Origin of the sequence: Pantoea sp. Morm (assembly GCF_016643525.1) — a bacterium.
GTDB classification, from domain to species: domain Bacteria; phylum Pseudomonadota; class Gammaproteobacteria; order Enterobacterales; family Enterobacteriaceae; genus Pantoea; species Pantoea dispersa.
Map to the genome: position 1 here is coordinate 98,502 of NZ_VOQX01000006.1, position 20,752 is coordinate 119,253.

General features: G+C 60.4%; 17 protein-coding genes. 9 read left to right on the forward strand and 8 right to left on the reverse strand.

Translation table 11 applies throughout. From position 1 onward, the window contains the following. Nucleotides 1-70: 70 nt before the first annotated feature. The 3 genes from FT726_RS03935 to FT726_RS03945 are packed head-to-tail and all read right to left on the reverse strand — an operon-like array spanning nt 71 to nt 3,038. A complete protein-coding gene (locus tag FT726_RS03935) occupies nt 71-1,036 on the reverse strand; it encodes a lysylphosphatidylglycerol synthase domain-containing protein (RefSeq protein ID WP_021508488.1) in 966 nt (321 codons plus the stop codon). Further along, complete coding sequence (gene clsB / locus FT726_RS03940; protein ID WP_150058422.1) at nt 1,036-2,280, reverse strand: cardiolipin synthase ClsB; 1,245 nt, start codon at nt 2,278-2,280, stop codon at nt 1,036-1,038. Before clsB ends, FT726_RS03935 begins: the two co-directional genes overlap by 1 nt. Continuing rightward, a complete protein-coding gene (locus FT726_RS03945; RefSeq protein WP_021508486.1) occupies nt 2,277-3,038 on the reverse strand; it encodes an endonuclease/exonuclease/phosphatase family protein in 762 nt (253 codons plus the stop codon). The genes clsB and FT726_RS03945 overlap by 4 nt, the downstream gene beginning before the upstream one ends. Nucleotides 3,039-3,214: 176 nt before the next feature. Between FT726_RS03945 and FT726_RS03950 the strand changes: the two genes are divergently transcribed. The 4 genes from FT726_RS03950 (at nt 3,215) to FT726_RS03965 (ending at nt 7,594) form a co-directional block, all read left to right on the forward strand. Continuing rightward, nucleotides 3,215-3,607 carry a YbhQ family protein gene (locus FT726_RS03950; protein ID WP_021508485.1) on the forward strand — a complete coding sequence of 131 codons (393 nt, stop codon included), beginning with the start codon at nt 3,215-3,217 and terminating at the stop codon, nt 3,605-3,607. Nucleotides 3,608-3,846: 239 nt separating this feature from the next. Next, nucleotides 3,847-5,253: an ATP-dependent RNA helicase RhlE gene (rhlE, locus tag FT726_RS03955; protein WP_021508484.1), complete on the forward strand. Its 1,407-nt coding sequence runs from the start codon at nt 3,847-3,849 to the stop codon at nt 5,251-5,253. A gap of 4 nt (nt 5,254-5,257) precedes the next feature. After that, the gene (dusC, locus tag FT726_RS03960; protein WP_031279875.1) at nt 5,258-6,220 is read left to right on the forward strand and encodes a tRNA dihydrouridine(16) synthase DusC; all 963 of its coding nucleotides are present in this window, start codon (nt 5,258-5,260) and stop codon (nt 6,218-6,220) included. Between the two features lie 174 nt (nt 6,221-6,394). Next, entirely contained in the window at nt 6,395-7,594 is a 1,200-nt protein-coding gene (locus FT726_RS03965) for an MFS transporter (RefSeq protein WP_021508482.1), read from the forward strand. Here FT726_RS03965 and FT726_RS03970 read toward each other — a convergent pair. Beyond that, the gene (locus tag FT726_RS03970) at nt 7,578-9,185 is read right to left on the reverse strand and encodes an inorganic phosphate transporter (RefSeq protein ID WP_264248970.1); all 1,608 of its coding nucleotides are present in this window, start codon (nt 9,183-9,185) and stop codon (nt 7,578-7,580) included. The genes FT726_RS03965 and FT726_RS03970 overlap by 17 nt on opposite strands. A gap of 166 nt (nt 9,186-9,351) precedes the next feature. Here FT726_RS03970 and FT726_RS03975 point away from each other — a divergent pair, with 166 nt between their 5' ends. Next, nucleotides 9,352-10,377 (forward strand): transporter, encoded by a 1,026-nt coding sequence (locus FT726_RS03975; protein WP_346302416.1) that lies wholly within the window; start codon nt 9,352-9,354, stop codon nt 10,375-10,377. A gap of 104 nt (nt 10,378-10,481) precedes the next feature. Here FT726_RS03975 and FT726_RS03980 read toward each other — a convergent pair whose 3' ends face one another. Then, nucleotides 10,482-11,594 (reverse strand): L,D-transpeptidase family protein, encoded by a 1,113-nt coding sequence (locus FT726_RS03980; RefSeq protein ID WP_058757840.1) that lies wholly within the window; start codon nt 11,592-11,594, stop codon nt 10,482-10,484. A gap of 199 nt (nt 11,595-11,793) precedes the next feature. Next, on the reverse strand, nt 11,794-13,608 hold the full coding sequence (locus tag FT726_RS03985) for a glycoside hydrolase family 15 protein (protein WP_021508478.1): 1,815 nt from the start codon (nt 13,606-13,608) through the stop codon (nt 11,794-11,796). Between the two features lie 118 nt (nt 13,609-13,726). On the opposite strand from FT726_RS03985, the gene FT726_RS03990 reads away from it, so the two are divergent. Continuing rightward, nucleotides 13,727-14,506, forward strand: a complete 780-nt coding sequence (locus FT726_RS03990; RefSeq protein ID WP_058757839.1) for an SDR family oxidoreductase — start codon at nt 13,727-13,729, stop codon at nt 14,504-14,506. Here the strand turns inward: FT726_RS03990 and FT726_RS03995 are convergent. Further along, nucleotides 14,503-15,078 carry a DedA family protein gene (locus FT726_RS03995; protein WP_021508476.1) on the reverse strand — a complete coding sequence of 192 codons (576 nt, stop codon included), beginning with the start codon at nt 15,076-15,078 and terminating at the stop codon, nt 14,503-14,505. The two genes, FT726_RS03990 and FT726_RS03995, sit on opposite strands and share 4 nt — an antisense overlap. Before the next feature lie 164 nt (nt 15,079-15,242). Between FT726_RS03995 and FT726_RS04000 the strand changes: the two genes are divergently transcribed. The 3 genes from FT726_RS04000 to FT726_RS04010 all read left to right on the forward strand — a co-directional run bounded on the left by FT726_RS04000 (nt 15,243) and on the right by FT726_RS04010 (nt 19,662). Next, a complete protein-coding gene (locus tag FT726_RS04000) occupies nt 15,243-15,830 on the forward strand; it encodes a Yip1 family protein (RefSeq protein WP_021508475.1) in 588 nt (195 codons plus the stop codon). Nucleotides 15,831-16,054: 224 nt separating this feature from the next. Then, a complete protein-coding gene (gene pbpG / locus FT726_RS04005) occupies nt 16,055-16,993 on the forward strand; it encodes a D-alanyl-D-alanine endopeptidase (RefSeq protein ID WP_346302417.1) in 939 nt (312 codons plus the stop codon). 224 nt (nt 16,994-17,217) lie between these two features. Next, entirely contained in the window at nt 17,218-19,662 is a 2,445-nt protein-coding gene (locus FT726_RS04010; RefSeq protein WP_211726281.1) for a DUF3772 domain-containing protein, read from the forward strand. A 162-nt stretch (nt 19,663-19,824) separates the two neighbouring features. Here the strand turns inward: FT726_RS04010 and dld are convergent. Then, the coding region (dld, locus tag FT726_RS04015) for a D-lactate dehydrogenase (protein WP_346302418.1) at nt 19,825-20,752 on the reverse strand (928 nt) is incomplete at its 5' end.

The following is a 20,752-nucleotide window of genomic DNA, read 5'->3' on the forward strand; positions in this document are numbered from 1 at the left end:
ATCAGCCCGTTTCACCTTCTCCGCAGCGGCGCAATGTATTACGCGTTCTTCATCCTCCACCTGGCACGCCTTATCGCGCCGCCATCTTGCGCTCATTCTTCTGCCGTAAATGCTTCGCGCGGCTCTCCAGCCACAGATACAGCACCAGTGCCAGCAGCAGCGGCAGAATAAAATAGAGCACGCGATAAGCCAGCAGCGCGGCGATAATCTCACCGTGCGAAGCATGCTGGCCGCTGAGCAGCGCGAGGAACACCGCTTCCAGCACGCCAATGCCCGCCGGAATATGAATAATCACCCCGGCAATACTGCTGATTAACAGCACGCCCAGCACGATGGGATAATCCACTTCACGCGCCAGCAGCAGCCAGATAATGGTGCCCATCACCATCCAGTTGGCGCAGGAAACGGCAAACTGAAACAGCGCCATGCGCAGCGAGGGCAGTTGCAGATGCTGGCCCTTCACCGTCCAGCGGCGCTTCTTCGCGAAAGCACAGGCCCACAGATAAACCGCCACCATCGCCAGCAGGACCGCACCAATCACCCGTAGTGTGCCTTCGCCGATGAACCAGCCGGGCGGAATCGGCACCATGCCGGCGACAAACACTACGCCGCCAAGCAAAATGTAGCCCAGCCAGTTGGTGGCAATACTCAGTGAAAAGATGCGCGTGATGGTGCCGCCGGGCAGGCCGAGGCGCGAATAGAGGCGATAGCGCATCGCCACACCGCCCACCCAGGTGCTCAGCGTCAGGTTAAAGGCGTAACAGATGAATGACACCAGCATCACCTGACGTTTCGCCAGCTTATGCCCGCAGTAGGCGCGGCCAATCAAATCGTACAGACCGTAGGTGAGGTAGCTCACCACCACTAACGCGGCGGCGCTCAGCACCACGTAGCGGTTATAGCCGACGATGACCTTGTACACGTCCTCCCAGTTCACCTTGCGTGCGTAAACCACCAGCAGCACGATCACCGCAATGAAGAACAGCCAGGTAAGGATTTTTTTCGCTAACTGCCAGCGCGGGTTCTTTTTGCTCATCAGGGTTTCGCTCCTTCGTTATCGGCTTCAACCCGGTCCTGGGTTTCCATTTCCGGCTGCACCGGCGGATCGACCTGAGACAAATGGGGCGTATGGGCAGGCAGCCAGCCGGCGATGGCCGGGAAATGGCGCAGGAAATGGAACACGATGACGCTCTTGGTCAGCTGCCACCAGGTGCGCGGCGGCAGCTTGTCTTCATCGACGCGCACGCAGTCCGCAGCCAGCAGCTGCTCAAGGTTATCGCGCAGCGTCTGGTTGAAGGCGTGGTCGTGAATGATCAGGTTGGCTTCGAGATTCAGCGACAGGCTGAGCGGGTCGAGGTTGCTGGAACCGACCGTTGACCACTGCTGATCCTGCACCGCCACTTTGCCATGCAGCGGGCGACGGCAGTATTCGTACACTTCAACGCCAGCATCCACCAGATAGTTGTACAGCAGCTCGGCGCCGACTTTGACAATCGGCATGTCCGGTTCACCCTGCACAATCAGCCGCACGCGCACACCGCGCTGGGCCGCGCTGCGCATTTCCCGCAACAGGCGATAGCCGGGGAAGAAGTAGGCGTTGGCGATAATCACATCCTGCTTCGCCTTGCGCAGCATATCGAGATAGTGCTGTTCGATGTCATCGCGGTGCTCATCGTTATCGCGGTAGACAAACAGCACCTGCGCATCACCGGGCAGGGCGTTCACCGCCAGGCGCTGGGAGCGCGCGCCCCACCAGCGGCGCGTCACCTGTTCGCTGCCGATCGCCTGCTGTACATAGCGTGCGATGTCCAGCACCACCGGCCCTTTCACCTCCACGGCGTAATCCTGCTTGGCTTCCGGCCCGTAATCGGTGTTGTGCTCGGCGGAGAAATTGATACCGCCGACAAACGCAATCTCCTCATCAATCACCACAATTTTGCGATGCAGACGGCGGAACACGTTGGTGCGCATGCCCATCACCAGCGGGCGCGGATCGTAATAGATAAAGCGCACGCCTGCTTCGGTCAGGCTGTTAATGTACTGGGTGGAAAGATCCGGCGAGCCGTAGCCATCCACCATCACTTCCACCTTAACACCGCGCTGCGCGGCGGCCAGCAGATTGCGGTGCAGCGCCTTACCGACCTCATCTTCAAACAGGATAAACGTCTCCAGCAGCAGCGTACGCTGGGCACGCTGGATCGCACCGGAGACGCGCGGAAAGAATTGATCGCCATTTTCCAGCAGCCGCAGCTGGTTACCTTCGCGCCAGCTGAAATTCATAGAAAGATCTCCACGGCCAGCGGGGCATGATCGGACAGATGTGACCAGGGTTTCACCGGTAGCGCCCACGGCTGGCTCACCGACGCATTTCGGATATAGATGCGATCGAGACGCAGCAGCGGAAAGCGCGCCGGGAAGGTGCGCGCCGGGCGACCGTTTTTCATGCTAAACACCTCCTGCAGACCGGCTCCGCGCTGTAAGAATCGATTAGCGCGTACCTGCCAGTCATTAAAATCGCCGGCCACCACCAGGGGCGCATCCGGTGGCAGCGACTCAATCAGTTCACACATCATGCGCATCTGCGCCAGACGGTGCTTCTCTTTCAGGCCGAGGTGCACACACAAGGTGTGAATCGGTTCCGGCCGATCCGGCAGGCTGATCTGGCAGTGCAACATGCCGCGTTTCTCACTGCCGGCGACAGAAATATCGCGGTTTTGGTATTCGGTGATCGGAAAGCGTGACAATATCGCATTGCCGTGATGGCCCTCGGGATAGACCGCGTTGCGGCCGTAAGCGAAATCGTGCCACATGGTGTCGGCAAGATATTCGTAGTGCGAATTTTCCGGCCAGTTTTCAATGTGAGCGGAGTGGATGGCGTGCGTGCCCATCACCTCCTGTAAAAAGACGATATCCGCCGAGGTCGCGCGCACTGCGTCGCGCAGTTCCGGCAGGATAAAGCGACGGTTAAAGCTGGTGAACCCCTTATGGGTATTGATCGTCAGGACTTTAAATGAAGATCCTTGCGTGTTTTGTGGCATACTGCGACGCGCTCCTTTTCATCATCAACAGAACAAAGTGTAGTCTTTGTCACAAATGGGTGGTGCTGGAGACAGAAAATTAGGGTGTTATCCGAAATTTGCTTTACATTGAGGAAATCCGTCTGGCTGCGGTCAGATACACTTGGGCGACCTGTTGGGTCTGCCAGGAGAAGAGAATGAAATGGTCTAATCGTGTTCAGATTGTTACCGGTCAAACCTGCCTGCATATTGCGACCCACCTGCTGGTGATCGCGGCGCTGGTGTGGGGCTGGAAACATAAGGCACTGGTCGAAGTGAGCAGTACCCTGGTGGCAGCTTATGCGCTGGTGTTCATCACCATGCTGGCCCTGCAGCGTAGTGCCCGTTTGCGCCGCTTTGGTGACTCTCTGGAAGAAGTGACGACGACATACTACTTCGGCGCGGCGATGCTGACGCTGTTCCTGATTTCACGCTTCATCCACAACAATCTGCTGATTGGTTGTCTGGGCGTGGTAATGCTGGTTGGCCCGGCGCTGGTGTCGCTGCTGGCCAAAGAGCCACCGCAGCGCGTGCAGAAAAAACGCAGCTAAGCGGACGTGCCAGCAAGAAAAGAGGAGCCCACTGCGGCTCCTTTTTTATGCGCTACCGCGCAGCGGCCCATCGCCCTCACGTTTTGCTGGTCGCGGTTCTTGCGGAAAGCTGCTACACTGCCGCTCTTACGCATGGTAGTTTGTGCCCTTTTCACACGCAGGCCTCGAGGCTGCGTCATATCCCCCCTGAAAACTACATCGCGCAGCGCGATCAGGGCGGTTCGGAGTAATACACCTGCATGTCTTTTGACTCTCTCGGCTTGAATGCCGATATTTTGCGTGCGGTAGCAGAACAGGGCTACCGTGAACCGACGCCAATCCAGCGTCAGGCGATTCCCGTGGTGCTGGCCGGTCGTGACCTGCTGGCGAGCGCCCAGACCGGCACGGGTAAAACTGCCGGTTTCACGCTGCCGCTGCTGCAGCGTCTGTCAGAAAAACCGGCAGCGGCGCGCGGTCGCCGTCCGGTACGTGCGCTGATCCTCACGCCAACCCGTGAACTGGCGGCGCAGGTTGGTGAAAACGTACGTGAATACAGCCAGTACCTCAACATGCGTTCGCTGGTGGTGTTCGGCGGCGTTAGCATTAATCCGCAGATGATGAAACTGCGCGGCGGCGTCGATGTACTGATCGCCACGCCGGGGCGTCTGCTCGATCTGGCGCACCAGAACGCGGTCGATCTGTCACAAGTGGAAATCCTGGTGCTGGACGAAGCGGATCGCATGCTCGACATGGGCTTCATCCACGACATTCGCCGCGTGCTGGCAAAACTGCCGGCCAAACGGCAGAACCTGCTGTTCTCTGCCACCTTCTCGGACGAGATCAAAGCGCTGGCGGAAAAACTGCTCACCAACCCGGAACAGGTAGAAGTGGCACGCCGCAACACCGCTTCCGAGCAGGTGTCGCAGCAGGTGCATTTTGTCGATAAGAAGCGCAAACGGGAACTGCTGTCGCTGATGATTGGTCGCGACAACTGGCAGCAGGTGCTGGTGTTCACCCGCACCAAGCACGGTGCTAACCACCTCGCTGAGCAGCTCAATAAAGATGGCATCACGGCCGCCGCGATCCACGGCAACAAGAGCCAGGGTGCGCGTACCCGTGCGCTGGCCGACTTCAAAACCGGCGGCATTCGCGTGCTGGTGGCGACGGATATTGCCGCGCGCGGTCTGGATATCGAAGAGCTGCCGCACGTGGTCAACTACGAGCTGCCGAACGTGGCGGAAGATTACGTGCACCGCATTGGCCGTACCGGTCGTGCCGCGGCCACCGGTGCTGCGCTGTCGCTGGTGTGCGTTGACGAGCACAAGCTGCTGCGTGATATCGAGCGCCTGCTGAAGCGGGAAATTCCGCGCATTGCGCTGCCGGGCTTTGAGCCGGATCCGAGCATCAAGGCGGAGCCGATTCAGAATGGCCGTCAGCAGCAGCCGCGTGGACGTGGCCAGGGCCGCGCGCCGGGGCAGGGTGCTGACGCACCGCGCAGCCGCAGCGGCGGCAATGGTCAGCGTGCCAGCGCCGGTAACGGCGGCGCGCGTCCACAGGGCGAGGCGCGTGCACCGCGTCGTCCGGGCAATAACGGCCCGGCGGCAGGCAACGCGGGTAAACCGGCGCGCTCACGTCGTCCGGCAGCGAAGAGCAACGGGAACGCGTAACGGTATGCGGGTTTTACTGGCGCCCATGGAAGGCGTACTGGATTCGCTGGTACGTGAACTGCTCTCCGGCGTGAATGACTATGACCTGTGCGTCACTGAGTTTTTACGCGTGGTCGATCAGCTGCTGCCGGTAAAATCCTTCTACCGTTTGTGTCCGGAGCTGCACCATCACAGCCGGACGCCCTCCGGCACGCGCGTGCGCATGCAGCTGCTGGGCCAGTATCCAGAGTGGCTGGCAGAAAACGCCGCACGCGCGGTGGAGCTGGGTTCGTGGGGCGTTGACCTTAACTGCGGCTGCCCGTCGAAGCTGGTGAACGGCAGCGGCGGCGGTGCGACGCTGCTGAAAGATCCGGAGCTGATCTATCGCGGTGCCAGAGCGATGCGCGAGGCGGTGCCCGCTCATCTGCCGGTCACGGTGAAAGTGCGGCTCGGCTGGGATTCGGGTGCGCGGCGTTTCGAGATCGCCGATGCGGTGCAGCAGGCCGGTGCCAGCGAGCTGGTGGTGCATGGCCGGACCAAAGAGGACGGCTATCGTGCAGAGAGCATCAACTGGCAGGCGATTGGTGAGATTCGCCAGCGTCTGACGATCCCGGTGATCGCCAACGGCGAAATCTGGAACTGGCAGGATGCGCAGGATTGCCTGCGCATTACCGGCTGCGACGCGGTCATGCTCGGGCGCGGCGCGCTCAATGTGCCTAACCTGGGGCGCGTGGTGAAGTACAACGAAGCCCCGATGCCGTGGTCGCAGGTGGTTGAGCTGCTGCTGCGCTACACCCAGCTGGAAAAGCAGGGTGATACCGGCAACTACCACGTTGCGCGCATCAAGCAATGGCTGGGCTATCTGCGCAAAGCCTACCATGAGGCCGACGGCCTGTTCAGCGAGATCCGCACGCTGCGTGTCTCCGCCGAGATCGCCAGCGCCATCGAACGCCATGCCGCACGCATGGCCCAGGTGTCCTGCATCTGAACCTGAGCGGTGGTACCTGAACCGTCAGGTCCGCCGCGTTAACGGGCAAGCCAGCGATCACCCGGTGAAAGCGTGCGCTGCCGCCATGTTTTATAACAAAAAAAGCCGCGATCCTTAGTCTGCTAACCGGTATAGTGAACCTTCGCTTTCACCACGTTTCTGACGCCATCTTCCATGTCTGACGCCGCTGTACTGAGTAATGCTCAGTTAAATAAACGCATCCTCTCCGTCATCGTTTTCACCTTCTTTTGCTACCTGTCCGTCGGGTTGCCGCTGGCGGTGCTGCCGGGGTTTGTGCATAACCAGCTGGGCTTCAGCTCGTTTATCGCCGGGCTGATCATCAGTCTGCAATATTTCGCTACGCTGCTCAGTCGACCGCACTCTGGCCGGCTGGCCGATCGCTACGGCCCGAAACGCGTGGTGATGATGGGGCTGGTGTGCTGCGGCATGAGCGGCGTGCTGTCGATCATTGCCGCGCTGTGCAGCGGTGCGCCGCTGCTGAGCCTGACGCTGCTGGCGCTGGGGCGGCTGTTTCTCGGCGTCGGGGAAAGCTTCAGCAGTACCGGCTCGACGCTGTGGGGCATGAATATTGTCGGCCCGCGACAAACTGCGCGGGTCATTTCGTGGAACGGCGTGGCGACTTACTTTGCCATGGCGATTGGTGCGCCGCTGGGCGTGCTGCTGAATCAGATTTTTGGCATCAGCGGCTTTGCCGGTCTGGTCGCGCTGATGGGGGCGATCGGCTTCTGGATGGCCTCGGGCAAACCGGCAGTCAGCGTCAGCGCCGGCGTGCGCATTCCGTTTCATCGCGTGGTCAGCCGCGTCTGGCTGTTTGGCCTGGCGCTGGGATTTGGCACCATCGGCTTTGGCGTGATCTCCACCTTCATTACCCTTTATTTCGCCAGTCGCGACTGGAGCGGCGCGGCGTTCGCGCTGACGCTGTTCAGCCTCGGCTTCGTGCTGGTGCGGCTGGCGTGCGGGCGCTATATCACGCGCTTCGGCGGGCTGCAGGTCTCGCTGATCTCGTTCGTGCTGGAGGGCGCCGGTCTGCTGCTGATCTGGCAGGCGGACAGCAGCTGGCTGGTGGATATTGGCGCCTTCCTCACCGGCGGCGGTTTCTCGCTGGTGTTCCCGGCGCTGGGCGTGGAAGCGGTGAAGCGGGTACAGCAGCAGGATCAGGGATCGGCGCTCGGTACCTATTCGGCGTTTCTCGATTTGGGGCTGGGGTTGACCGGACCCGTGGCGGGGCTGTTAATCGGCCACTGGGGGATGCAGTCGGTGTATCTGGCGGCAGCACTGATGGTGCTGGGCGCGTTCCTGATTACGCTGCGCCTGCACCAGCAGTCTTCAGAGCCTATCAGGCCAGATGAATAAACAGCGCATACAGCAGCCCTGACAGCAGCACCGATACCGGCAGCGTCAGCACCCACGCCAGCGCCAGATTACGCAGGGTGGCGAGCTGCAGGCCGGATCGGTTGGCCACCATGGTACCGGCCACGCCGGACGACAGCACATGGGTGGTCGACACCGGTAAACCAAAGGCATCGGCCGCACCGATAGTAGCCATCGCCACCAGCTCCGCACTGGCACCCTGCGCATAGGTGAGATGGGTTTTGCCGATGCGCTCACCCACCGTAACCACAATCCGGCGCCAGCCGACCATGGTGCCGAGACCCAGCGCAATCGCCACCACCACTTTGACCCACATCGGGATAAAGCGCGTGGCCGCGTCCAGCTCGTGCTTCACCGCCGTCAGGTTGCGCGCCGTCTCTTCCGGCAGCGCGACGTTGGCCGATTGCAGATGCTTGATGGTCTCCGAGGCGAGATACATATCGTTTCGCGTATTGGTGACCGCCTGCGCCGGAATATTTTCTACCGAACCGTACTGGCGAATCTGTTCGCCGATATCGCCGAGCATCATACCGAGCGCCGGCAGCACCTGCGGCCGGTTCTGGCTGGTGCGTACATATTCCGTCAGCACCTCACGCGCTGCCGGCATTGCGGCGGGCGGTGGCTGCAGCGTCAGCAACTGCTGTTCGGTCACCTGGGTTAACGCCGCCACGCGCGGAATTTGCTCCGGCGGCAGCGAGCGGTTGAGCGCATAGGCGATCGGCATGGTGCCAACCAGGATCAGCATAATCAGCCCCATGCCTTTCTGACCGTCGTTCGAGCCGTGGGCAAACGAAACGCCGGTACAGGTGAGGATCAGCAGGCCACGAATCCACGCTGGCGGCGGCTGATTGCCTTCCGGCGCCTGATACAGCTGGCGATTGCGCACCAATGCCTTCATGGCCAGCAGCAGCACGGCGGCGCAGATGAAGCCTATCACCGGCGACAGCAGCAGGGCGTAACCGACTTTAACCGCCTGATCCCAGTCGACGCCGCTGGTGCCGCTGCGGCCGTGCAGCAGCGCATTCGCCACGCCCACGCCAATAATCGAGCCGATCAGCGTGTGCGAAGAGGAAGAGGGCAGGCCGAAATACCAGGTGCCAAGGTTCCAGACAATCGCCGAGCACAGCAGCGCATACACCATGGCGAAACCGTGACCGCTGCCCGCCTGCAGAATCAGCTCCACCGGCAGCAGCGAAATAATGCCAAACGCCACCACGCCGCTGGAGAGCAGTACGCCAAGGAAATTACACAAGCCGGACCACACCACCGCCACGCCCGGCGACAGTGAGTGAGTGTAGATCACCGTGGCGACGGCGTTGGCGGTATCGTGGAAGCCGTTAACAAACTCGAAGCCGAGCGCAATCAGCAGCGCCACGCCGAGCAGCAGGAACGGCGTATAACTGGTGACGACCGCGCCGGTCTCTTCTACGTCGTTAAACAGGTTGATGCCGGTAAAGAGCAGCCCGGCCACCAGCAGCAGCAGAAAGAGCACGCGCGACGCGCGACCGCTGCGCGGGTGCAGATTGGGCCGTCCGCGGTCGGACGATGATGCAGGGAAACTGTTTTCAGCCATAACACACCCCCCGGGGTGAATTAACGATGCACGAATGGCACCCGTTAACTGCAGTGTGATACGGGTTTTGTATGACAGAATGATGATGCCAGCGCGGGCTGTCATCATGCTGTAACAGGCCTGTCGCAGGCTGTGGATCTGACCGCTCTGGGATCTTCACGCCGCTATGCTCCAGCCTGTCCTGCCGCTTGCCTCGCTGCCCGACTTCAATAACGAAGTCGCCGGACTGATTCACGGTTACCTGTTCAACCCGGATGCGCCGCCACAGCGGCTCAACGCCCGCGAGGCCGCGCAGCTGGCGCGGCACACCTTACACGACGGCTGCTTTCTCTGGCTGCACATTAACCTGAATCATGCCCGCGCCGAGCGCTGGGTTCAGGACCACTTCAGCGTAGATGACGATTTTTTCGATGAGATTCATTCGGCCTCGCCGCGCACCCGGCTGGCGCAGCAAAACGATGCGCTGCTGGCGGTGCTGAATGACGTCACCTTTAGTAAAGAGGAGCGCAACACACAAAATGCGACGTTGTGGATCTGGTGCCGGCCGCAGGTGATGGTCAGCGCGCGCTATCGCCCGGTTGGCATGATTGAACGTATGCATCAGCAGATTGATCGGCTGTGCTTCAGCGCGCCGGATGCGATGCTGCTGTGGCTGCTCGGCGAACAGGAAGCGCAGCTGGAGCAGGTGGTGCGGCGCTCCAGCCAGGCGGTGGATGCGATAGAAGAGCGGCTGCTGAGCGCGGCGATCAAAGCCAACCGCAGCGAGCTGGGCCATCTGCGCCGCATGCTGCTGCGCGTCCAGCGGCTGCTGGCGCCGGAGCCGGCCGCGCTGTTTCGCCTGCTTAACCGGCCGCCAAACTGGCTCAACCGGGAGCCGCTCAGTGAGCTGCGGATTTTCACCGAGGAGTTCAGCGTAGCGCTTAACGATCTCGCCAGCCTGATGGAGCGCATTCGCCTGCTGCAGGAGGAGATCGCTGCCCGCCTGATGGAGCAGAGCAACCGAACGCTGTTTTTGCTCACCTCAATCACCGTGCTGGCGCTGCCCATCAATATCGTAGCCGGTTTTTTTGGCATGAACGTGGGCGGCATTCCGCTGGCGAACAATCCGCACGGCTTTCTGCTGTTGGTGCTGGTGGTGCTGGTGTTTACTCTGGTGGCGGGCTGGCTGGCGTTACGCCGACCGCACGATTGAGTGCGCAACTGCGCCGCGACACAATCGCACAATGGTAATGATCCCGGCGATCGGGCAATAAAAAAGCCAGCCCTGCGGCTGGCTTGATCATCGACAGCGAACCCTTACAGGCTGTTGCCGTTGCTGGCAGGCTGTGCCGGCGCGGCCTGCTCAACCGGAGCGGCTTCAGCGGGCTGCTGCACATCGGCCTGCGGCGCGACGGCGGTGGCACCCTGCGGCGTCATCGGCTCTTCTTTCGGCATCGCGTCAGAAGACTCCTGTACCATCACCGGCGCAGGCTGGGCTTCGCCCGGCTGACCGTTGATTTTGGTCGGCATACCGGTACGTGCCTGGATAGCATTGTTCACGGCATCCTGATTGGTGCTGGCATCGGCCACCACTTTGGTCACAGCGGACGTCAGGCTGATTGGCACCAGTTCACGTGAGTTGAACTGCTCTTCGGTGGTCGACAGCGGGTTGTGAACCTCGATGTAGCGCGAACCGTCTGGCTCAACGGTGGCTTTTACCGGCTGGTCAATGAACTGCACGCGCGTACCGACCGGCACGTTGTCGAACAGCCATTTGATGTCGTCCGCACGCAGACGCACGCAGCCGTGGCTCACGCGCAGGCCGATACCAAAGTTGGCGTTGGTGCCGTGAATCGCATACAGACGGCCAATGTACAGCGCGTACAGGCCCATCGGGTTATCCGGACCTGCCGGGAACACAGCCGGGATGCTCTCGCCGCGCGCCGCGTACTCTGCGTGCATCGCTTTGGTTGGCGTCCAGGTTGGACCATTCTTCTTGCGCTCAACCGCGGTGGTCCAGTTAACCGGCGTATCTTTACCCAGCTCGCCGATACCGATCGGCAGCACCACGACAGTTTTGGTGCCTTTCGGGTAGTAATACAGACGCATCTCGGCGCTGTTGATCACGATGCCTTCACGCGGTGCGTCAGGCAGAATCAGCTGCTGCGGGATCACCATTTTAGTGCCTGCTTTCGGCAGGTAAACGTCCACGCCCGGATTGGCTTCCAGCATGTTGCTGAGGCCCATCTGGTACTGCGCCGCAAACGCTTCCAGCGGCAGTTTGCTGTCGTCTGGCACGGTGATTTCAATATTTTCGCCAATCAGGCGGCTATTCGCTGGAGGCAGCGGATAGACGACTGCAAAGGCCGACTGGCTGAACGCCGCCAGTACGAGGGCGAGTGAAGCGAACGCGCGAATGCTTTTTTTCATGTTTTTACAAGTCGTTATGGCCATTTTCATGGCTTGTCAGTGTGTCGAACCCATCAGGGTCAGAATAACCCGCTGCGCATTATATGTGCATAGGCGCAATGATGGGAATCAGGATTTTCGCTGGTTGAAGATACTTTACGCAAAACGCGGCGTTTCACAGACTATTCTCTTTGCCACGCCGCCCAAAATGTGAATTTTCTTACGGTTGCCACAGCGTCACTTCGCCGCTCAGTTTACGGTTGAGGAAAAACGCGGCACTGATCAACGCCAGATGGGTCAGCGCCTGCGGCATGTTGCCCAGCGCGTTGCCGTGCGAGGTAAACTCCTCGGCGTACAATCCCAGCGGATTGGCGTAGCTCAGCAGCTTTTCAAACTCGAAGTGCGCCTCATGCACCCGCCCGGCGCGCGCCAGACACTCCACATACCAGAACGAACAGGCGGCAAACGCGCCCTCGCCACCGGTCAGCGCATCGGCGGGCGTCTCACTGATGTTATAACGCCGCACTAAACCGTCGCTCACCAGATGGGTTTTAATGGCATCCAGCGTGGCGATCCACTCCGGATCGGTCGAGCTGACAAAGCGCACCAGCGGCATCAGCAGCATCGACGCATCCAGGTATTTACCGCCGCGCGTGGCGGTGAAGTGGCCGAGTTCATCGTTCCAGAAGTTCTGCCAGATGTCGTCGCGGATCTCACTGCGCACCCGATCCCAGCGATCGTACGGCATCGGCAGCGAACGCTTCATACCCAGCCGCAGTGCGCGGTCCAGCGCCACCCAGCACATCAGGCGCGAATGCAGAAAGTGCTCCGGCTCGCCGCGCATCTCCCAGATACCGGCGTCCGGCTGGTTCCAGTTAACGCAGACGTAGTCAATCATGCTGGACACATGGCGCCAGCCGCGCTGCGAGATAGCTTCGCCGTATTTGTTCGCAAGGTAGACCGCATCCATCAGCTCGCCATAAATATCCAGCTGCGTCTGGCGCCAGGCATCATTGCCGATGCGCACCGGGCGCGAGTTGGCGTAACCGGAGAGGTTGAGCAGTTCGGTCTCGTGCAGCTCGGTGCCGCTGTCGAGGCGGTACATCACCTGCAAATGCGGCGTATCGTCGTGGCTGTGCTCAACGCAGCGGCCGACCCAATGGGTGAAGTCACGCGCTTCTTCCACATAGCCGAGCCGCATCAGCGCGTACATGCTGAACGAGGCATCGCGGATCCACGAGGCGCGGTAATCCCAGTTACGCTCGCCGCCCAGCTCTTCCGGCAGGCCAAAGGTGGCGGCAGCCGCAATCGAGCCGTGCTGGTGCGAGGTGAGCAGCTTGAGCGCCAGCGCCGAGCGCGTCACCATCTCGCGCCAGCGACCGCGATAAGAGCTGTGGCTGCTCCAGCGCCGCCAGTAATCCACGGTATCGCGAAAGCAGCGCTCGGTCGCGATATGCTGCACCTGCGGATCGTCATCGTTGCCAAACACAAATTCGGCGTGCTCACCGGCCTGCAGGGTAAACTGCGCCACCGCGCTGTCCGGTTCGCGCGTCATCACCACCGTGGCGCTCAGGCGCAGCGACGGCTGGCCTTCGGCGACAAAGGCGATACCGCCGGGGCGCGTCTCCGTGCGCGTTTCGGCACGGGCATAGTCGTGGCGCGGCGCGCAGCGCAGATCAAAGGTGGCGGTGCCGCGGATCATTTTTACCCGCCGCACCAGGCGCGGCACTTTGCTGCGCTCATCGCAGATCGGCATGTAATCGGTAATTTCCGCCACGCCGGCCTCATCAAGCCAGCGGGTTTGCAGAATGTTGGTATCGGGCAGGTAGAGCTGCTGCTGGCGCGCGTTTTGCCACTGCGGTGCCAGCGAAAACAGGCCGGCTTCGTCGCTGTCGAGCAGGGCGGCAAACACGGAGGGGCTGTCGAGTTCGGGCCAGCAAAGATAATCAATGGTGCCGTCGTTCGCGATCAGGGCACAGGTGCGTAAATCACCGATGACGCCGTGATCGTCAATTCTGCGTTTAATCTTGCTCATCCTGCCTCCTGAACGCTATCCGATTGTTAACTATAGACGAAACGGCAGAATCGGCTGCGACGTGGCACAGAACGATAACTTCTATACTGTGAAGACACCCATCAGGCAGGAGAACGTTATGACACTGGGCAAACAGAAAGTCGCCGTAGTGACCGCTTCAGATTCGGGGATTGGACGCAGCTGCGCCGTGATGCTGGCTGAGGCCGGCTACACCGTCGGCATTACCTGGCGCTCGGATGAAGAGGGCGCGCAGGAGACCGCGCGGCTGGTGGAGAGCAAAGGCCAGCTGGCCCAGGTGCGGCAGCTCGATCTGTCCGATCCGCAGGCTGGCGGGCAGCAGCTGGCGCAGCTGATCAACTCGCTGGGCCGCATCGATGTGCTGGTGAACAATGCCGGCGTGATGACCAAAGCCGATTTTCTCGATGTGACCTTTGAGGACTGGCGCAAAGTCTTTACCGTTGACGTAGACGGCGCCTTTGTCTGCGGGCAGATTGCCGCGCGTCATATGGTGGATCAGGGCGACGGCGGGCGCATCATCAACATCACTTCGGTGCATGAGCATACGCCGCTGCCGGACGCCGCTGCCTATACCGCAGCCAAACATGCGCTTGGCGGGCTGACCAAATCGATGGCGCTGAGCCTGCTGCCGCATCACATTCTGGTGAATGCCGTGGCGCCGGGCGCCATCGCCACGCCGATGAATGACATGAGCAACAGCGAGGCGCACAGCCGGCGCATGCCGGAAATCCCGATTGGCCGCCCTGGCGATACGCGCGAAATCGCCAGTCTGGTGGCGTGGCTGTGCTCGGAATGGGCCACTTACACCACCGGGCAGTCATTCGTGGTCGACGGCGGCTTCATGCTGGCCAACCCGCAGTTCAAGGGTTATCACAGTTAACCGGCGCGGCGGCGGTTCCAGCGGCGAATCACAAAGCGCAGCACGATGCCGAACACAATTGCCGCCGCCAGCCAGATGAAGTGCTTGAGGTGCTGATCAAGCTTGTGCAGCCACGGCGTAATAATTTCACCGGCGAAGTAGCCGAGGGTGACAAAAATCAGCGCCCACAGCGCGGCGCCAATGACGTTAAGCACGAAAAAGCGCAGCGGCTTAAGACGGCTGGTGCCAATAATAATCGGTCCAATCAGGCGAAAGCCGTACATGAAGCGCACGCCAATCACAAACAGGCTGGGGTGCTTCTGAATCAGCCGGTTAGCTTTTTTAATGGTGTCCTGATGTTTGCGGAAGCGCCGCAGAATGCGCGTGCCATAGCGGCGGCCAAGCCAGAACAGCAGCTGATCGCCAATAATGCCGCCGCCCATCGCCGCCAGCACCACGCCGCTGAAATGCAGCAGGCCCTCGTGCGCCGCGACGCCGCCCAGCAGGGTAAAGGTTTCCCCTTCGGCAATGCAGCCAATCAGCAGCGCCAGGTAACCGTACTGGGTGATTAATCCATTGATATCGATATGCAATTGCTCCTCCCTGGGTAAGCGATACAGCTAACAGTCTAGCTGGCTGCGGCTTTTTTTGTGCCGCTGGCCGCAAAAACAGCCGCGCCGATTATACTTGAACTGAAGCTGCCTGCATTGGACAGCCTGATCGCTGGGGCAGCCCGTCGCATCAGAGGAGTGATTGTATGAATCATGTCTGGGGTCTTCTGGCGCATCCCAATCAGGAGATGCGTGATATCAAGCAGGAAAACGAGAGCGTTTCGCACCACTACACCCATCACGTTCTGCTGATGGCGGCGATCCCGGTGATCTGCGCCTTTATCGGCACCACGCAATTGGGCTGGAACCTGGGCGAAGGGCAGTTCGTGCAACTCAACATGCTGACCGGTATTGGTCTCGGCATTCTGTTTTACCTGATCATCTTAGGCGGTGTGGCGGTAATGGGCCGCGTCATTCACTGGATGGCGCGCGACTATCCGCAGCGTCCCAGCATCCAGCGCTGCACCGTGTTTGCCGGCTATGTGGCAACGCCGCTGTTCATCAGCGGGCTGGTGGCGCTCTATCCGCTGGTGTGGCTGTGCGTACTGGCCGGAGCGTTAGCGCTGATGTACACCGGCTATCTGCTGTACGTCGGCATCCCGGTATTCCTCAACATTGACCGTGAAGAGAGCCTGCGCTTCTCCGGCTCGACGCTGGCGATTGGCGTGCTGGTGTTCGAGGTGCTGCTGGCGCTGACGGTGATTCTGTGGGGTTACGGACCACGCTTGTTCTGACCGTGATAGGGGTCAGGTCGTCAGCCATGGCGACCTGACTGATCCCGCTGCGCCTGGCAGTGTCTGTCATGCCCGCCTTTTTTAACGCCCGGAAACAATCTCCCTAAGAAATTTCGCAGACGAGCGCGTATGATAGCGCAGCCAGCCCGCGTCGCATCAGGCCTGACGCCGGCGGCCTGTGTTTCGACACAGCGCAAACCTCCTCACCGGATTTTTTTGACACGATGTCTGTAAAAATGCGTATTTCTTTGCTGTCGCTGGCGCTGTTTGTCGCCGCGCCAGCTGCGATGACTCCGGCGCTCGCCGCCGCAGCAAAACTGGCCGATCTGGCGCCGATTGCCCAGCCGCAAATCGCCTCCGGCAGCGCGCTGATTGTCGATCTCGATAATAACAAAGTGCTGTTTTCCAGCCATCCGGATCGGGTGCGGCCTATCGCGTCGATCACCAAAGTGATGACTGCGATGGTGGTGCTGGATGCCCGGCTGCCGATGGACGAAATGCTGTCTGTGGATATCAGCCAGACGCCCGAAATGCGCGGCGTATTCTCGCGCGTGAAGCTCAACAGTGAAATCAGCCGCCGCAACATGCTGCTGCTGGCGCTGATGTCCTCGGAAAACCGCGCGGCGGCCAGCCTGGCGCATCACTATCCCGGCGGTTACGACGCCTTTATCCGCGCCATGAACGCCAAAGCGCGCGCGCTCGGCATGACGCACACCCACTACGTAGAGCCGACCGGTTTGTCGCTGCATAACGTCTCCAGTGCGGAAGATCTGGTGAAGCTGCTCAGGGCCACGCGCCAGTATCCGCTGATTGGTCAGCTGAGCACCACCAAAGAGGAGACGGCGGTGTTTAAACACCCCAGCTACGCGCTGCCGTTCCGCAATACTAACCACCTGGTGTACAAAAATGACTGGCGCATACAACTGACCAAAACCGGTTACACCGACGAGGCCGGTCACTGCCTGATAATGCGTACCATGATTAATAACCGCCCGGTGGCGCTGGTGGTGCTGGATGCGTTTGGCAAATATACCCACTTTGCCGATGCCAACCGCCTGCGCGACTGGCTGGAAACCGGCAAGGCGGCGCCGGTGCCGGCGGCCGCGCTGGCGTACAAAAAGCAGAAAGCGTCGCAGCTTGCCAGCAGTGCGGACGAGGAGTAACGCAACCCGTTACTCAGCGTAGCGGCGCAAAGGAGTGCGCCGTGTGTTGTGGTGGCGCGTGACTGACGGTCAACGGCGCATAAATGAACAAAATTTCTTATCGTTAGCACCAATGTTTTACGCCACCATTCCTATAGTTTCCCTGACGGCAAAGTCCTACACTGGCGACCATTCACGGTCAACCTTGCGTTTATAGGCTGTTATTGCGCTGGAATCTCACTCATATGTTCAAGTTTCGTTCTCTGTTTACCCCGTTCCTGCTGCTACTGGTGTTATTCACGCCGGCGCTCAGCTATGCGGATGACAACGCCGCGCCCGCGCAGCAGGAAGAAGACGCGGCACCGAAGGTCAATCCGGCGGTAGAACTGCCGAAGATGCAGAAAATCCTCGACAAAATTAAGGGCCAGGTGTCTGGCGATACCAATGAAAACCAGCTCAACCAGCTCAATGAGATGGCGCTGGAGCTGTCAGGTAATGCGGAAACCCTCGGCCAGGCGCTGATTCCGCAGCGTCAGCAGCTGGATGCGCAGCTGGCGGTGCTCGGCCCGGCGCCGAAGGCGGACAGCGGCGTGAAAGAGACGCCGGAAGTGACGCGCAAACGCGCCGCGCTGGAGAATCAGAAGGGCAAACTGGATGATCAGATCAAGCAGGCCGACGGCATCAAAAACGGGGCGCTGGTGCTGTCCTCGCAGATCGTCAACCTGCGGCGCGATCAGCTGAAAAGCCAGCTGGCGCTCAACTCCGGCAGTATTTTAGGGCCACGCTTCTGGTCACCGCTGTTCAGCCGTCAGGACCTGGATGGCGAAAAAATTGGCGACTTTATCAGCGAGCTGCAGGATACCGCCGCGCTGTCGTGGGAGCCGGGCTGGCGCGTGGGCACGGTCGGCTGGCTGCTGGCGGCGCTGCTGGTGATGACGCTGGGCCGGCGTTACAGCGAAGAGTTTCTGGCGTGGGTCAGCATTCACAAACTGCCGGAAGGGCGGCTGCGACGCAGCTTCCTCGCCGCGGCGATTGCGCTGACTACGCTGGCGGCCGTGGTGCTGACCTTTAACTTTCTCTCGCTGGCGTTTGTGCGCCGCGATGAAGTATCCAGCGACGTGCAGGATTTTATCAGCCGTCTGGTGCAGCTCAGCGTTTACTGCGGACTGATCGCCGGTCTCGGCCGCGCATTTCTGTCAACGCGCCGCCCGAGCTGGCGTCTGCCGAGCATCTCCAGTGAAGTGGCGCTGGCGCTGAAGCCGTTCCCGCCGATTACCGCCGCGCTGGTGTTTATCTTCCAGACCGCCGAGTCGTTTAACTACACGGTCGGCACCAGCCTGAACACCACCATTTTTGCTAACGGCCTGACGGCGCTGCTGATTGGCAGCACCGGGCTGGCGATCAGCATGCGCACCAATCGCGTGCGTCGTCGCATGGCGCAGGCCGGCAATCCGCCGGAAGCGCGTCCCACCATCGTCGGCCTGGTGCAGCTGGCGCTGACGGTTACCGCCGTGGCGATTCTGGTTTCGCTTATTGTCGGCTACGTCACGCTGGCGCGCTTCCTCAGCTATGAAGTGATCTGGTGCGGCATCCTGTTTGGCTCGTTCTACTTCCTCAGTCATCTGATCAACGACGGTTGTGAAAGCCTGTTCTCCACCAACAACGCGACCGGCAAGCGGTTGCAGACCTCACTGAATATTGACGAGCGCTACCTGCAGCAGGCCGCAACGCTGCTCAGCGCCGTGGGGAAAACCCTGCTGGTGGCGTTTGTCGCGCTGGCGCTGCTCAACGGCACGTTTGCCTCGTCCACGCCGATTGAGCTGATCCAGAAAGTCATTGAGTTCTGGGGTGGCAAAGGGCTGGAGTCGCTCAACATTGTGCCGGCGCACATGGTGAACGCCATTCTGTGTCTGGTGGTGGGTATCTACGTGCTGCGCTCGGTGCGGCGCTGGCTGGACAAAGAGTTCCTGCCGAAGACCACCATGGATATCGGCATGCGCGTGTCGCTGGTGACGCTGTTCAGCAATATCGGCTACGTGCTGATTATCCTGCTGACGCTGTCGATTATGGGGCTGCAGTGGAACAAGCTGGCGTGGATCGTCAGCGCCCTGTCGGTGGGGATCGGTTTCGGCTTACAGGAGATTGTGAAGAACTTTATCTCCGGTCTGATCCTGCTGACCGAGCGTCCGGTGAAGGTCGGCGATCTGGTGAGCATCAGTGGCATCGAAGGGGATATTCGCCGTATTAACGTGCGTGCGACTGAGATTCAGCTGGGCGATAAATCCACGGTGATCGTGCCGAACTCGCAGCTGATTTCGCAGAACGTGCGCAACGCCACCATGGGCAATGCGCAGGGCGTGGTGACGATTCAGCTGACCTTCCCGCTGGATATCGATCCGGTGCAGGTGCGCGAACTGTTGCTGGACGTGTATCGCGAGAACGAGCGTATTCTCGAAACGCCGGAGCCGTCGGTTTCGTTTAAAGATTTGACGCCGGCCGGCATTGTGCTGAGCGTGACCGGCAACGTCGCCAGCCAGCGCCAGATTTCCGGTGCGAAAAGCGATCTGCTGTTTGATATCCTGACGCGCCTGCGCAAAGAGGGCATCGTGCTGTCTACGCCGCAGACCATGATTATCGAACGCCGCGCGCTGCCGGCGACGGCACAGGAGCAATCCGATCCATTACCGTGACAACGGTTTGGGTCATAATCGCACGCGGTGGTGAATCCAGGTCGGCATGAATGCCGACCCTACACGCTTGTGGAACGTGATGGTGAATTCGGGGGCGGCATCAATGCCGACCCGACGGTTGTAGGGTGGCCATTTATGGCCACCGGGACAGCGTTAATCCCTTCAGGCTTTCACCGCCCAGCCTTTTTGCTTACTGGTTTTCCCGATGCCCGGGTTAAAGGTATTGGTCGGATCGAGCTGGCGGTAAAACGCCTGCAGCTGCGGTTTGGCCGCATACAGATGGCCAACGTTATGCTCTGCCGGATACTCCGCGCCGCGCGCCGCGAGGATCGCCAGCATCTTCTCCTTCAGCGCATGGGCATCTACGCCTTTCTTCACAATGTAATCCTGATGGAACACGTGGCAGAAGAAGTGGCCGTAGTAGAGGCGATGAATCAGATCGTTATCAAACTCCGGCGGCAGGCGCTCAAACCACTCCTGATCGTTGCGGCGCAGCGCAATGTCCAGCGCCAGAATATCTTCCACTTCGTCAGCGTGCACCGCGTGATAACGCACGGCGGCACCGGCTGCGGCAAAACGATGCAGAAAAGCGTGCGCGCCCTCTTTGGCATCACAGGCAAAGAACTCACCGCCGCCTTCGCGGAAATACTCCTGCAGATACGCCTGCGCTTCGGCCACGCCGTCGCCAGACATCTTGAGCATCAGGTGGTGCTCGTATTTGTCGCGATACTGCTTCAGGCGCTTCGGCAGGTGCGCCGGAAACCAGCGGCTGATGCGTTGCAGCAGGCGATCGGTCAGGTGCGGCTTAACGAAGCTCAGCTTGCTGAGCCAGGCATCAACCCGGCCTTTGAGGGTGAAAAACAGCGGCATCTTATCGGTGCCGAGTTTATCAATCATCACAAAGGTGTCTTTGCCGTAGACTTCGGCGATGTCGAAAATATCGCGGTGCATGTACTCACCGGCGACCGGTAAATGGGTAAACTCCGCCAGCATGTGGCGACGCAGCTCGCCGAGCGTCGCCGGGTCGTTGGTGCCAATGTAAAACACCTGCTGCTTCGGCTCGGTGGGGAAGGTGTCGAGCCGCACGGCA

Bases quoted from the DNA above. Each gene is read 5' to 3' on its own strand.
- FT726_RS03935 (WP_021508488.1), bottom strand. From the start codon at position 1,036: ATGAGCAAAAAGAACCCGCGCTGGCAGTTAGCGAAAAAAATCCTTACC.
- clsB (WP_150058422.1), bottom strand. From the start codon at position 2,280: ATGAATTTCAGCTGGCGCGAAGGTAACCAGCTGCGGCTGCTGGAAAAT.
- FT726_RS03945 (WP_021508486.1), bottom strand. From the start codon at position 3,038: ATGCCACAAAACACGCAAGGATCTTCATTTAAAGTCCTGACGATCAAT.
- FT726_RS03950 (WP_021508485.1), top strand. From the start codon at position 3,215: ATGAAATGGTCTAATCGTGTTCAGATTGTTACCGGTCAAACCTGCCTG.
- rhlE (WP_021508484.1), top strand. From the start codon at position 3,847: ATGTCTTTTGACTCTCTCGGCTTGAATGCCGATATTTTGCGTGCGGTA.
- dusC (WP_031279875.1), top strand. From the start codon at position 5,258: ATGCGGGTTTTACTGGCGCCCATGGAAGGCGTACTGGATTCGCTGGTA.
- FT726_RS03965 (WP_021508482.1), top strand. From the start codon at position 6,395: ATGTCTGACGCCGCTGTACTGAGTAATGCTCAGTTAAATAAACGCATC.
- FT726_RS03970 (WP_264248970.1), bottom strand. From the start codon at position 9,185: ATGGCTGAAAACAGTTTCCCTGCATCATCGTCCGACCGCGGACGGCCC.
- FT726_RS03975 (WP_346302416.1), top strand. From the start codon at position 9,352: ATGCTCCAGCCTGTCCTGCCGCTTGCCTCGCTGCCCGACTTCAATAAC.
- FT726_RS03980 (WP_058757840.1), bottom strand. From the start codon at position 11,594: ATGAAAAAAAGCATTCGCGCGTTCGCTTCACTCGCCCTCGTACTGGCG.
- FT726_RS03985 (WP_021508478.1), bottom strand. From the start codon at position 13,608: ATGAGCAAGATTAAACGCAGAATTGACGATCACGGCGTCATCGGTGAT.
- FT726_RS03990 (WP_058757839.1), top strand. From the start codon at position 13,727: ATGACACTGGGCAAACAGAAAGTCGCCGTAGTGACCGCTTCAGATTCG.
- FT726_RS04000 (WP_021508475.1), top strand. From the start codon at position 15,243: ATGAATCATGTCTGGGGTCTTCTGGCGCATCCCAATCAGGAGATGCGT.
- pbpG (WP_346302417.1), top strand. From the start codon at position 16,055: ATGTCTGTAAAAATGCGTATTTCTTTGCTGTCGCTGGCGCTGTTTGTC.
- FT726_RS04010 (WP_211726281.1), top strand. From the start codon at position 17,218: ATGTTCAAGTTTCGTTCTCTGTTTACCCCGTTCCTGCTGCTACTGGTG.